The sequence below is a fragment of the uncultured Psychroserpens sp. genome, from assembly GCF_947492715.1.
Taxonomy (GTDB): Bacteria; Bacteroidota; Bacteroidia; order Flavobacteriales; family Flavobacteriaceae; genus Psychroserpens.
In genome coordinates this window covers 1-12,566 of record NZ_CANLNS010000010.1, presented here as the reverse complement: position 1 = coordinate 12,566, position 12,566 = coordinate 1, and the positions used below count along the sequence as shown (strand labels likewise).

11 protein-coding genes are annotated in these 12,566 nt (G+C 36.0%); 5 read left to right on the top strand and 6 right to left on the bottom strand.

Annotated features, from left to right (window positions below; translation table 11 throughout):
* Nucleotides 1-32 precede the first annotated feature (32 nt).
* Genes Q0787_RS18165 through Q0787_RS18155 form a run of 3 tightly spaced genes read right to left on the bottom strand, consistent with a single transcriptional unit; the run spans nt 33 to nt 1,922 of the window.
* Entirely contained in the window at nt 33-563 is a 531-nt protein-coding gene (locus tag Q0787_RS18165; protein ID WP_298904530.1) for an HAD family hydrolase, read from the bottom strand.
* Nucleotides 553-1,311: a Rossmann-like and DUF2520 domain-containing protein gene (locus Q0787_RS18160; RefSeq protein ID WP_298904529.1), complete on the bottom strand. Its 759-nt coding sequence runs from the start codon at nt 1,309-1,311 to the stop codon at nt 553-555. Before Q0787_RS18160 ends, Q0787_RS18165 begins: the two co-directional genes overlap by 11 nt.
* 20 nt (nt 1,312-1,331) lie before the next feature.
* A complete protein-coding gene (locus tag Q0787_RS18155; RefSeq protein ID WP_298904528.1) occupies nt 1,332-1,922 on the bottom strand; it encodes a Crp/Fnr family transcriptional regulator in 591 nt (196 codons plus the stop codon).
* A 378-nt stretch (nt 1,923-2,300) separates the two neighbouring features.
* On the opposite strand from Q0787_RS18155, the gene Q0787_RS18150 reads away from it, so the two are divergent.
* Complete coding sequence (locus Q0787_RS18150; protein WP_298904527.1) at nt 2,301-2,702, top strand: group III truncated hemoglobin; 402 nt, start codon at nt 2,301-2,303, stop codon at nt 2,700-2,702.
* A 132-nt stretch (nt 2,703-2,834) separates the two neighbouring features.
* Nucleotides 2,835-6,104 (top strand): cytochrome c biogenesis protein CcsA, encoded by a 3,270-nt coding sequence (gene ccsA, locus Q0787_RS18145; protein ID WP_298904526.1) that lies wholly within the window; start codon nt 2,835-2,837, stop codon nt 6,102-6,104.
* A 28-nt stretch (nt 6,105-6,132) separates the two neighbouring features.
* On the opposite strand, the gene Q0787_RS18140 is transcribed toward ccsA, so the two are convergent.
* Complete coding sequence (locus tag Q0787_RS18140; RefSeq protein ID WP_298904525.1) at nt 6,133-7,518, bottom strand: hypothetical protein; 1,386 nt, start codon at nt 7,516-7,518, stop codon at nt 6,133-6,135.
* A 161-nt stretch (nt 7,519-7,679) separates the two neighbouring features.
* Here Q0787_RS18140 and mscL point away from each other — a divergent pair, with 161 nt between their 5' ends.
* The gene (gene mscL, locus Q0787_RS18135) at nt 7,680-8,120 is read left to right on the top strand and encodes a large conductance mechanosensitive channel protein MscL (protein ID WP_298904524.1); all 441 of its coding nucleotides are present in this window, start codon (nt 7,680-7,682) and stop codon (nt 8,118-8,120) included.
* 781 nt (nt 8,121-8,901) lie between these two features.
* Here the strand turns inward: mscL and Q0787_RS18130 are convergent.
* Together Q0787_RS18130 and Q0787_RS18125 are read right to left on the bottom strand one after the other, a co-directional pair.
* A complete protein-coding gene (locus Q0787_RS18130) occupies nt 8,902-9,189 on the bottom strand; it encodes a DUF2188 domain-containing protein (RefSeq protein ID WP_298904523.1) in 288 nt (95 codons plus the stop codon).
* Between the two features lie 3 nt (nt 9,190-9,192).
* Entirely contained in the window at nt 9,193-9,864 is a 672-nt protein-coding gene (locus tag Q0787_RS18125) for an HAD family phosphatase (protein WP_298904522.1), read from the bottom strand.
* Nucleotides 9,865-10,181: 317 nt separating this feature from the next.
* Here Q0787_RS18125 and Q0787_RS18120 point away from each other — a divergent pair, with 317 nt between their 5' ends.
* Together Q0787_RS18120 and Q0787_RS18115 are read left to right on the top strand one after the other, a co-directional pair.
* The gene (locus Q0787_RS18120; RefSeq protein ID WP_298904518.1) at nt 10,182-11,588 is read left to right on the top strand and encodes an MATE family efflux transporter; all 1,407 of its coding nucleotides are present in this window, start codon (nt 10,182-10,184) and stop codon (nt 11,586-11,588) included.
* Nucleotides 11,589-11,820: 232 nt separating this feature from the next.
* The coding region (locus Q0787_RS18115) for a hypothetical protein (protein WP_298904516.1) at nt 11,821-12,566 on the top strand (746 nt) is incomplete at its 3' end.

Here is a 12,566-nt window from a genome sequence, read left to right as displayed (position 1 = left end):
TTATAGTTAGTTGAGCTTATGTTGCCGTGTTATTAATCGTATTTTGCGTCGAAATTTCCATCCCATTTTCCTTGAACTTTCATAATTTGTTCAATGATATCACGTACAGCTCCTTTTCCACCATCTTTATGCGAAATGTATTTACTCGTTGCTTTTACCTCGATTGCCGCATCTTGAGGGCAACAAGGAAGACCAACTAATTTCATAACTGGAATATCAGGAATATCATCTCCCATATACAACACATTTTTAGCATTGATATTGTTATGAGACAAGTATTCATTAAATTGGTTTACCTTTTGATGTGCACCTAAATAAATGTCTGTAATTCCTAAACCTTCCAGACGTTTCTGAACACCTAAATTGCTGCCTCCAGATATAATGCAAATATTAAAACCAGCATCTTTAGCAGTTTTGAGGGCATAACCATCTTTAATGTTCATACGTCGTAGCATATCTCCATTGGTCATAACGGTTACTGTTCCGTCCGTAAGAACACCATCAACATCAAAAATGAAGGTACTAATATGTTCTAGGTACTCTTTATAGCTTTTATCGTCCATGTGTGTTTTTTATTGATGAGGTTAATAACTTGTATAGTTCTTTATGGTGATCGTTATCAAGTAACTTTAAATGACGTTTGATCGTTTTTTTATCGTTTCGTTTTGCAGGACCAGTTTGCGCCTTGTAAGGTGAGTGTTCTTGTACTTTGTTTGCTGTTTCTAGAATTAGTGGTTTAAGTAAATCAAATTCTGCACCTTGAGATTCGGTGATTTCATGAGCTACACGATACAATTGATTGGTGAAATTATTTACAAAAACAGCTGCTAAATGTAATGCAGCACGTTGGTCACTATTTACACGTTTTGTTATCGAGCTTATTGCTGTGGCTACCTCTTTTAACTGGGAATAGTCTTTTCTCATTAAGGTTTCTAAGCAAATTGGAACTTGAGAAAAATCTACTGTTGCCGACTTAGAAAAGGTTTGTAACGGATAAAATACGCCGCGTCTATTTTTTTTGTCAAGATCATAAGCACTTACGCTTCCCGAGGTATGAACTACAAAGCGATTTTCAAATGGCAGTTGACTAGAAAGTTCTCCTATAGCGTCATCGCTTACTGCAATGAGATAGATATCGGCTTGCACAAGATTGTTAATGTCATCTGTGATATCAACTTCATTTTTAAACGACTCGATAGTCGAGAGACTTCTATTATACCATTGTTTAATAGTTACTTTTTCCGAAGAAGAAAATGCTTTATATAAATGATGAGCAACATTACCGGCTCCTAAAATCACTACTGAAATCATGTTGCTAAAATAAGGATTATTTAGAGATATACTTTTCGATCTCTAATACTTAATTTGTTGTTTTTTTCTAAATTTTTTATAGATCTAATTACCGTTTCAACGCGCAATCCAGTGAGGTTAGAAATCTCTTGTCTCGTTAAAGCGACTTCATATTCATCGGTTGCTGTTCCAAAGTTATTTTTTAAATGCTGGAGTAGTGTCATTATACGATGTTCTGGTGGATGAATAGAAACCTCTTTCATGATTTTAGCTTTGTAAATCATGCGTTTGCTTAATAATTTTGTAAACTTCAAATGAAGATCAGGATGTGCTAGAAGCAAATCGAAAAAAACCGATTTTGGCAAAATGTAAATACTAGAATCCTGAACGCAAAGCGCTGTGGCTGGATATTTAGAATCTCCAAATAATGGCGGTTCTCCAAAAGCATTACCATCATAGAAAATACCTTGAGCGAATTCTTTTCCATCTTCGGAAATATTAATCATTTTAACACTGCCTGATGCAATCTGATAATAAAATCGGGGCGTGTCTAATTCTTCAAAAACAGTAGTGTTTTTATCGTATGTCCTGAGTTTGGCATTATAAGTTTCTAACAGTTCTATAGGAATCATAGGCTTATGATTTGAATCATAAAAGAACAAAGATAATTGTAACAATTTTGTGTCAGAAATTTTAAGCACTTAATTATGACACTTTATAATAAATGGTTGGCAGATTTTAAAAAGCACTTCATCCTATATGTACCACTGAGCATCATTTTGCAGAGTTGTTTGGGCTCTATCTCTATTTTTTATTTAACAGAATTGCCTTATAGCACAAGTTCGTTCATTAGGGTAACCCTATGTACTATTGTATGTATGTTTTATAATGCCTCTATCATGGCACAATTAAAGAAACAATGGGTGTTCAATTTGCTTATTATTAGCTTAGTCACTAACATTTTATTAATTGCCACATATCCTTTGTGATAAATAGTATCTTTGATTATAATGAAACATGATATTCAACATAGAGACGATATCTTTTTACTGGTAAGTAACTTCTACGCCAAAGTAAGAGCTCATGATATTTTAGGCCCTTTTTTTAATGAGACCATTAAAGACTGGGATGCACATTTACAACGTTTAACGACATTTTGGGAAACCAGTTTGTTTATGACCAGAAAACTTGAGCAAAAATACTATGGCAATCCGCTAGAGGCACATGTAAAGGTAGATAGACAGTTTGATAATAGCATAACAGAATTGCATTTTGGGCTATGGCTTAACCTTTGGTATGAAACTTTAGATGAATTATTTAGCGGTGAGGTTACTGAAAATGCTAAACGTAGATCTCGTAAGATGGGAACCTTTATGTACCTTAAAATTTTTGAAGCCAGACAGGCTAATTAACGGTTGTTTTTCAGAATTAAATCGAACCGTATGCGCTGTTGATGCTATTTAACACATTTTGATGTAAAATGTCCAAGTCTAAACAAACTAAATTGGTTATCTTTGCACAACAAAAAAATAAGCCTTCTTGCTATGCAAAAGAAACTTGCTAACTTTCTCTTTTCTACACGTCTTACTGGTATTTTATTTATTGTTTACGCTATTGCGATGATAACGGGTACGTTTTTGGACGCTGGTCAAGAAACTTCGCCAACACCTTACACAAGACATTACATCTATAACGCTTGGTGGTTTGAAGCCATTATGATCCTTTTTATGATTAATTTCATCGGAAATATCTTCAGATATAGATTGCTCAGAAAAGAAAAATGGGCAACGCTTATTTTACACTTAGCTTTCATTTTTATTCTTATAGGTGCCGGAATTACGCGCTACATAGGTTTTGAGGGTTGGATGCCTATTCGTGAGGGAGAAACTCAAAATACCTATCTCACTAGAGATATTTATGTGACGGCTTTTATTGATGGCGATTTAGTTGTTAATGGTGAGCAGCAACGTCGCGTGGTTCAAAAACGTGTAGATTTTTCTGAACGCCTAGACAACGATTTTAAAATTAATACCGAATATAACGGAACTCCTGTTTCGATAGAAGTTAAGAAGTTTGTAAAGGACGCCGAACTCGATATTATTCCTGGTGACAAAGGTGATCGTTATTTAAAATTGGTTGAAGCTGGTGATGATGGATCTCACAGTCATTTTATAAAAGATGGACAAGAAGCCCTTATTCACAATATAGTTTTTACACTTAACAATCCTAAAAAGGGCGCGATAAATATTACTACAAAAGAACGTCAGTTATTTATAGAATCTCCATTTGAAGGGGATTATATGACCATGGCAACACAGGCCACTGGAGTATTGGTTAAAGATTCCATTCAGCCCTTAGCGTTGCGCTCTAGATATCAAATTGGCAACATGGCTATGGTATTTCCTAAGCCTGTTATGCAAGGAACTTTTGGTGTTGTTAAAAAATCGCAATTACTAAGAAGTAGGGAAGATGGTATTGAAGCTAATGTCACTGTTAATGGTGAAACTAAAACAGTTAATCTTTTAGGAGGACAGTACGTTAATGGGCGATTTGAACAAATTAATGTTGGTGGTTTAGATATTGCAGTTAAGTATGGTTCTATCGTTAAAGAATTGCCATTTAGTATAAAACTCAACGATTTTATTGCTGAACGTTATCCAGGTACAGAAGATAATTTTTCGGCATTTGCGAGTGAAGTTACTGTTATAAAACCTAATGAAGAAGCCTACGATTATCGCATCTTTATGAATAATATTTTAGATGAAAGTGGCTATCGTTTCTTTCAGGCAAGTTTCTATCCTGACGAAAAGGGAACTAAACTTTCTGTAAATCACGACCAATGGGGAACTTGGGTAACCTATTTCGGATATATGCTTTTATACTTAGGTTTAATGGCCATTTTATTTGATCGTAATACGCGATTTGCAGATTTGAAAAGGATGCTGAAAAAACTAAAGGATAAGAAATCAAAAGCACTCACTGTATTCTTATTATGTTTTGGGTTATTTGGTTTTGCTCAAGAGGAACATTCTGAGCACGATGGACATGACCATACGAGCAGTCCGAAAGTAAAAATCGAGCGTCCGTCAAAAACGACAATCGACTCTGTGATTCGTGCTAATATTACACCCAAAGCACATTCCGATCAGTTTGGAGAGTTGGTGATACAAGATTATAGCGGACGAATGATGCCAATGAATACGTTTGCTTCAGAAGTATTACGTAAGCTAAGTAAACAGGATCATTACGAAGAATTTGATGCCAATCAGGTATTACTCTCAATGCAGGAGAGCCCTTTATTTTGGTATAACGTTCCTATCATTTATTTACCAAAACGAAAAGGAGATTCCATTCGAAAAATTATTGGTGTTTCAAAAGATAAAAAATATGTATCTATCACAGATTTTCTAACAGATGATGGTCGTAATAAGTTAGGCCCTTACCTAGAGGAAGCCTATGCTGCCGAAATACCTAATGGTTTTCAGAAGGAATTTAAAGAGGCTTATGATCGTATGAGTTTGTTATTTAATACTTTGGATGGTCGTTCTATTAAAATATTCCCTGTGCCTAACGATGAAAAGAACACATGGATTTCTCCTGTAGAGTATAACGAATCTTATAAACCTCAAATTAAAGATTCTATCTACGGAAAGTTTATTCAGAGTAGTTTTGGCTTCTATTTAAGCGAACTGTATAAAGCCAAAGAAACAGGAAATTATGAATTGGCCAATAAGTTATTAAACGGATTTAAAAGTAGTCAAGCCAAGTTAGGTAGCGAAGTGATGCTTAGCGACGATAAGATAAAAACTGAAATCCTCTATAATAAGTACGATATCTTTAAAAAACTCTTTAGCTGGTATATGTACGCAGGAACAGTGTTGTTTATCCTGTTAATCGTGCAGATATTTAGTAGTAAGAGTAAGTTTGTCGATGTAAGTGTCAAGGTTTTGGGATATGTGATTTTAGGACTGTTTTTATTGCATACTGCTGGTCTAGTTGTACGTTGGTACATTTCTGGTCATGCACCTTGGAGTGATGCTTATGAATCTATGATTTATGTGGCTTGGGCAACGATGCTTTTTGGACTATTACTTTCCAATTCTATAAGTTCAAACATCCTATCAATTATATCAGGAATACTAGGAGGGAAGAGCACTTCATATTTAACTACTGCTGCAGGAGCTTTTGTAACCTCTATGATTTTAATGGTTGCACATTGGAACTGGATGGATCCTGCTATTGCCAACCTACAACCTGTATTAGATAGTTATTGGCTTATGATTCATGTTGCTGTAATTGTAGCGAGTTATGGACCATTCGCTCTAGGTATGATTTTAGGAATAACTGTGTTATTGCTTATGACATTTACAACAAGCAAAAACAAGGATAAAATGCTACTCAATATTAAAGAACTTACTGTGATTAACGAAATGGCATTAACGGTTGGTTTAGTGATGCTTACTATAGGGAATTTCCTTGGTGGTATGTGGGCTAATGAAAGTTGGGGACGTTATTGGGGTTGGGATCCTAAAGAAACTTGGGCACTCATTAGTATTATGGTTTATGCCTTCGTGATTCATATGCGATTAATTCCTGGGCTTCGTGGTCGTTACGGATTTAACTTTGCATCAATCATTGCGTTTGCGAGCATTCTATTTACCTATTTTGGTGTGAATTTTTACCTTTCAGGATTACATTCGTATCAGTCTGGTCAGCAGATTTTGAGCTACCAATATATTGCTATCGCCTTAGGAATAATAGCAGTTCTCGGATTTCTAGCTTATCTTAAATATGCGAAGTATTATAGAAAGTAAGGTCGTGGTATAGTCTAATGTCGATTTATTAATCGGTTACTTTTTTAAACCCTTTGGCAATGACATTAAGTGCTGGTTTACCTTGTACCACAAAAGCATTATTGTTACCATCACTATCATTTCTAGATGATTGCCATTCCCATAAATGCGCACCTTCAAACCAAGGCTTTTGCCATATTGTATTAAAAAATGCCTGGTAACATAAGGCTTGTGTACGTTTGGAAATCTTTTTATGAAATGAATTGCTTAAGTTATTCCATTCCCAAGGTTTGATACCAGCATCTGCGGTTGACTTATAGCCTAATTCGGTAAATAGAATAGGCTTCTGATATTTTTTATGAAGTTCCTCTAAATAAGCTATATGTTGATTCCAGCCGTTTTCGAGCTCTAATAATTCAGGGTTTTCATTTGTTGCAATAGGATAATACGCCTGAATGCCAATAAAATCTAGCGCATCCCAAAAAGGGATGTCATCAACCTCTTGATTCCAATTGGCACCATATGTTAGCTTTCCAGAGTAGACGTTTCTAATTTCAGAAATAAGCCTTTCCCAGCGTTCGGGCTGCTCTAAAACAGTTTTGTGTAATTCGGTACCAATGCAAAATAGTTCAATGTTTAAAGTTTCAGCAAGAACAGCATAGTCCAATATATATTGACTATAATCTTCAAACCATTGATCCCATTCGTCTTCAGTAGCCATATTAATATCTGAGCGCCAAGCACCATTCTCTCTGTTTTGAAGCCAGATATGTGGTTTAAGCATGATTTTAAATCCGTAGGCTTGGGCACGTTCCTTTCTGTGTTTCCAATGCTGGTACCTTCCCGTAGAGTCATCAAGCACAGATCGTTTTCTTAATGTAGGTTTATCGTAGTGTTCCTGAGATATAAAAGGAACATAGGTAAGCCATTCGACATTGTTAGTTTTTAAAATTTCAAACGAAATAGAATCATTTGAACTTCCGAAAATATGAAATCCGCGTTGTTTCTTGTCTTTAGCATATAAATTTCTAACACTAGAATCTTTGTTTTCAATGCTGTAATCCCAAGTATAATCGAAGTTTTCTGTTAATCGGTAGTGATCAATGCCTGCCTTTCCCATCCAAAATATTAAAACAGGAAGTACAATCTTTAAGCCTACACCTTTTAATAACCCTAAGAACCTACTTTTTTTAAAATCTCTAACTATAGAACGTATGAGGAGGAATAAAAGATAAGGAATAACAAGTGCAAAATATGTGGGTATGAATTTAAAAAAGCGTCCTAGTATTTGAAAAAAAATGCTGGTCTGTTTGCCACGTTCAATATCATTGATAAGAATGACAATCACTACAAAAATGATTAAGATAATGACGCCTATGACATACCATAGAAGGAATTGGTTGAGTCGTTTTAAAAACTGTTGTTTTGTTGCCATTAACTAATCTTGAGAAACTGTAATTTAAAAATACAACTATAAGCTTAAAATGGAAACGTATCCTATGAATTAACACTTTTGTTTTACAAAGCACATTGAGGTATTGTATCTCATACCTAATTCAAATACCTTTGACATCGAGTAACCAAAAATACAAAAGGATGAAGATTTTAAAGGAGTTTAAAGAGTTTGCAGTTAAAGGCAATATGATGGATATGGCCATAGGTATTATCATAGGAGCCGCATTTAATAAAGTGATTGATGTACTTGTAAAAAAAGTGTTTATGCCGCCATTGTCGTTAATGACCGACGGACTTAATTTTCAGGATCAGAAGTTTGTTCTAAGAGATGCGATAACCAATGGGCAAGGTGAGGTTACAGCGCAGGAGGTTGCTATAGAATATGGCGTTTTATTTGAAACAGCTTTAGATTTTCTTATTGTAGGTTTAACCGTGTTTCTTGTAGTAAAAGCCATGAATAAATTAAGAACGAGAGCACAAGATCCTAAAGATGAGGTTGTGGCAACGCCTAAAGATATTGAGTTATTGTCGAAACTTACCGATTTAATGGAGGAGCAAAATGCGTTGTTGAAGGGGAAGTAGTTTTTCTTTTTATTCATTCATTTTGTCTTGATACAAACTGCGAAGCACATCATGAGTTCTATAAAATATGAGCATAAGAATAAACGAATCAAAAGATCAAAACCGTTTATTAGGAAGTCACTGCGTGACGCTCGCTTTTATTTGATTAATAGATAGAGTGTCAATATTTCTGTAGGAAAGATTTCCTAGTGCAATCTAATTTGGCTTATTTATTTGCTCACTATTTCTGAAAACGGTTGTTTTAAAAGTCTAACAATCTAAAAAGTGCCCTAAGTTTAAAACTTGGGACCCAATCGAAGCAGAAAACGTTAAAAGCAAAAAGCTGTTTGAGGTTTTGCGAGTAGCAAAATTGAGTTCTTTTTGTTTAGCTTTTAATTCGGTATTGGGTAAGATTTAAAGTTGAGGCTAGATTTTTTTGTTTCTTTTTTCATCAATGGAAAAAAGAATGTCCTTTATTGAATTCAGATTAGTAAGTTCATCAATCCCCATAACTCAACCGCTCACGAATCCCACCACTTTCGCGATGAATAATCACATAAGCCTTGTTTATCAAAGAATTACTATTCAGTTGCTTAAATGGCCTCAGTTTTAGTTCGTAGTAAAACCAAGACAAGGTTGGTTTAGGGCAGAGGAGCATGGCCTAGCGAAGCGTTTGCCATGTGCATGATAAAACCTTGTAGACAGGTTTTCAAGAACTAAAAATGCAGCCTAGATTTTTTTGTTTCTTTTTTCATCAATGGAAAAAAGAATGTCCTTTATTGAATTCAGATTAGTAAGTTCATCAATCCCCATAACTCAACCGCTCACGAATCCCACCACTTTCACGATGAATGATCACATCGGCCTTATGGCGTTTGGCTAAAACTTTGGCTTTAGTAATAGCTGTACTTTGTTTTCGGTGTTTGGAAGTGATCCGTTTATTGCCTTCTCGACGCACAGCCCAACCATCTTCATAAGGAACGACATGTTGATGCCATGTACGTTTTCTGGAGCTACCATAGCCTAAGGCTTTAAGGATGGCTTCAATAAGTTTCTGTATTTCCTTGGCTATAGCGTTTTGCTTTGACATAAGTTAAGCATTGGTTGTGGCAGAAATCATTTTTAACCGAGCATAAGCGATATCAGCAAAATCAGACACCACCAAATCGGCTTTAGTGTAATCTTGATCTTCACTATGGAGACTATCATAACCAATACAATAAATACCTGCCGCTTTAGCCGCAGCAATACCGTTGGTAGAGTCTTCTATAACAAAACAGTCTTTAGACATATGACCAGAAAGCTCAGCGGCTTTCTCAAAAATCTCAGGGTGTGGTTTTGACTTTTTAAGATCAGCACCCGAAATTTTGGCAACAAAGTATTGATCAAGATCAAAGCGTTCAAAAATACGATTGATATTAACCATAGACGCCGATGAAGCGAGCACCAATGCCATACCATGACTGTGGTAATCCTTGATAAGGTCTAAAACACCATCTAGTAATTTTAAAGAGGTATCTGTATCAAACAGTTGTTTAAAATGATAGCGCTTTATATCTACTAAGGTTTGTGGACCCAAGGGTAATTTAAAATGAGCGATGAGTTGTTTGCAAATCTCTAAGGTAGACTGACCCGTAAATGAGGCGTAGAGCTCGTCTGAGACTTGGATGTTGACATCGTCAAACATTTGGTAGTAGGCTTTATGATGTAATGGTTCAGAATCGACAATGACTCCGTCCATATCAAATAAGGCGGCTTTGAACATGTTGAATTAATTAGCATTACGAATATATATAAATACATATTGATAATCAATACTTTCAGACCAGAAATGTAGAAGTAAAGGGTTGACCCGCATTTATGTTCGACGAAATGTGATTTTTGATAAAAAACTGTTTTATGAACGAATGAAGCCCATCCGAAATAGTCTAAAAACGTCAAATTTTGAAATCTAAAAATAATTCCGCACCTTTGACTTATGATTGTTTAAGCTCACACTTCGCCATACATCACTTAATCAGTGATTTTTTTAACCATCAGCTGTTAGGCTTTTGGTAGTATTTACTTTTACAACCAACAATCATGTCAAAATCAAACATATCAATTAAACAATTTTTTAGTTACCTCAAACAAGCCGTTTCAGGTAAAGAACAAGAATTCACTACTGGAAGCATCCGAAAAGCAGTCTTTATGCTTTCTATTCCTATGATTCTTGAAATGCTCATGGAATCCATTTTCGCTGTAGTCGATATTTTCTATGTCTCTAAAGTGAGTGTCAATGCCGTCGCTACAATTGGGCTAACCGAATCGGTAGTGACCCTTGTTTATGCCGTTGCCATTGGTCTCAGTATGGCCGCAACTGCAATTGTCGCTCGTCGTATAGGAGAAAAAGATAAAGAAGGTGCGTCGCAAGCAGCGGTTCAAGTGATTATTTTAGGAGTCGCGGTGTCTGCCATTATTAGTGTAGTGGGTATCCTATTTCCGAAGGAAATTTTAGCGCTCATGGGAGGCGAACCCGATCTTATCGCTGAAGGTTACGGTTATACTCAGGTGCTTTTAGGTGGAAATGTGACGATTATGTTACTCTTTTTAATCAATGCCGTATTTAGAGGCGCTGGTGATGCGTCTATTGCTATGTGGACTTTGATTGTATCTAACGGACTGAACATCATATTGGATCCCATGTTTATTTTTGGCTTCGGACCAATTCCTGCTTATGGCGTAGAAGGGGCCGCCATTGCAACCACTATTGGTAGAGGATCAGCAGTGATTTTCCAGCTTTTCGTGCTCTTTTATGGATGGAGTAAAATTAAAGTCAGACTCAAAGATATCGTTCTGAGAGTCGGGGTTATGCTCAATCTTATCAAGGTCTCTTTAGGTGGTATTGGCCAATTTCTTATAGGAACATCGTCGTGGGTGTTTTTAATGCGAATTATGAGCGAATTTGGTAGCGAAGTACTTGCTGGATATACTATTGCCATTCGTGTGATGATGTTTACGTTTATGCCTGCTTGGGGAATGAGCAACGCTGCTGCCACACTGGTCGGACAAAACCTTGGTGCTGGACAGCCAGAACGTGCAGAGCAATCGGTTTGGAAAACAGGGAAGTACTGCGCTTATTTTATGGGAATCGTTTCTATTGCTTATTTGGTTTTTGCACCCGAAATTATTTCTTGGTTTACGCAGGAACCTAATGTTGTTGAAAATGGAAGCCTCTGTTTAAGAGTAATCGCAGCAGGTTATATTTTCTATGCTTATGGTATGGTAGTGATTAATTCGTTTAATGGTGCAGGCGATACTTTGACGCCAACGGCAATTAATTTTATTTGCTTCTGGTTGTTTCAACTTCCTTTTGCTTATCTCATGGCACTGACTTTCGATTTCGGGCCAATGGGTGTCTTTTTAGCCATTGTTCTGGCCGAAGTATTAATCTCCATAATTGCCATTATCTGGTTTAAAAAAGGACGCTGGAAACTGAAAAAAGTCTAAATGGCATTTTACCGCTGTTTTGTGTATTATATGTCTGAAAATCAACGTTAAAAGTGAATTTTGGCATTTTGGCGAATAAATAGTACAAATGATGCACTTATCCTTAATTTTAATTATCCCTCCATTGATTAATAGCCCAAAATTAGTAACCAAATTTACATTCATGATGGTTTAATCCTTTTATGATTAATACTGTTATGTGTGTTGCTTAACCTATTAAAAGATATTAACGATGAAAGGAGTACGTTTAATATTGAGCGCAATTGCGCTTTTTGCCTTCGGAAATATAGCCTCAAATGCACAATCTGGAATTTTTGAGAGTTACCTCGTTTTAAATAAGGATAATTCTGGAAATGTATTTTATGATTTGCAGGCCACTACTGCAAATCCAGATTTTAATGCGCCAAGTGCTTTAGGTACTTTTGACTGTAGTAGCACTTTGATTCTAAATGGTGCAGAAAATAAGACCTACAAATGTGGTACAGATAACATTACTAATGGTTGGTTAAGCTATAGAATTTACGAACAAGGTACAACGCCACCTGTATTTACTACAACACAAATATTTTATACTAGTGATGATTTAACAGCGCTGCATTGCGGAGGAACAAGTAATGATCAAACGTGGCAAACTACAGGTGCTAATATTAATGTTTTAGCAGGCCTAAGTGTCAATACAACTTATGTTATTGAAGTGTTTACACATGCCGATTTTACATATACATCAGGTAGTGGTACGCATTATGCAAACAATGGAGGAGCGAATTACAGCACAACCTTTAGTATTGATGACACGACAGCACCAACACCAGATGCAGTGAGTTTATCAGATATCACAGCAGAATGTGAAGTGACAAGTTTAACAGCACCAACAGCTACAGATAATTGTGGAGGTACAGTAACTGTAAGTCATAATGCAACACTTCCAATTTCAGGCGAAGGGACAACAACAATAGTGACGTGGACTTATGATGATGG

Coding starts and splice junctions, on each gene's coding strand:
- Q0787_RS18165 (WP_298904530.1), bottom strand. CDS start 563: ATGGACGATAAAAGCTATAAAGAGTACCTAGAACATATTAGTACCTTC.
- Q0787_RS18160 (WP_298904529.1), bottom strand. CDS start 1,311: ATGATTTCAGTAGTGATTTTAGGAGCCGGTAATGTTGCTCATCATTTA.
- Q0787_RS18155 (WP_298904528.1), bottom strand. CDS start 1,922: ATGATTCCTATAGAACTGTTAGAAACTTATAATGCCAAACTCAGGACA.
- Q0787_RS18150 (WP_298904527.1), top strand. CDS start 2,301: ATGAAACATGATATTCAACATAGAGACGATATCTTTTTACTGGTAAGT.
- ccsA (WP_298904526.1), top strand. CDS start 2,835: ATGCAAAAGAAACTTGCTAACTTTCTCTTTTCTACACGTCTTACTGGT.
- Q0787_RS18140 (WP_298904525.1), bottom strand. CDS start 7,518: ATGGCAACAAAACAACAGTTTTTAAAACGACTCAACCAATTCCTTCTA.
- mscL (WP_298904524.1), top strand. CDS start 7,680: ATGAAGATTTTAAAGGAGTTTAAAGAGTTTGCAGTTAAAGGCAATATG.
- Q0787_RS18130 (WP_298904523.1), bottom strand. CDS start 9,189: ATGTCAAAGCAAAACGCTATAGCCAAGGAAATACAGAAACTTATTGAA.
- Q0787_RS18125 (WP_298904522.1), bottom strand. CDS start 9,864: ATGTTCAAAGCCGCCTTATTTGATATGGACGGAGTCATTGTCGATTCT.
- Q0787_RS18120 (WP_298904518.1), top strand. CDS start 10,182: ATGTCAAAATCAAACATATCAATTAAACAATTTTTTAGTTACCTCAAA.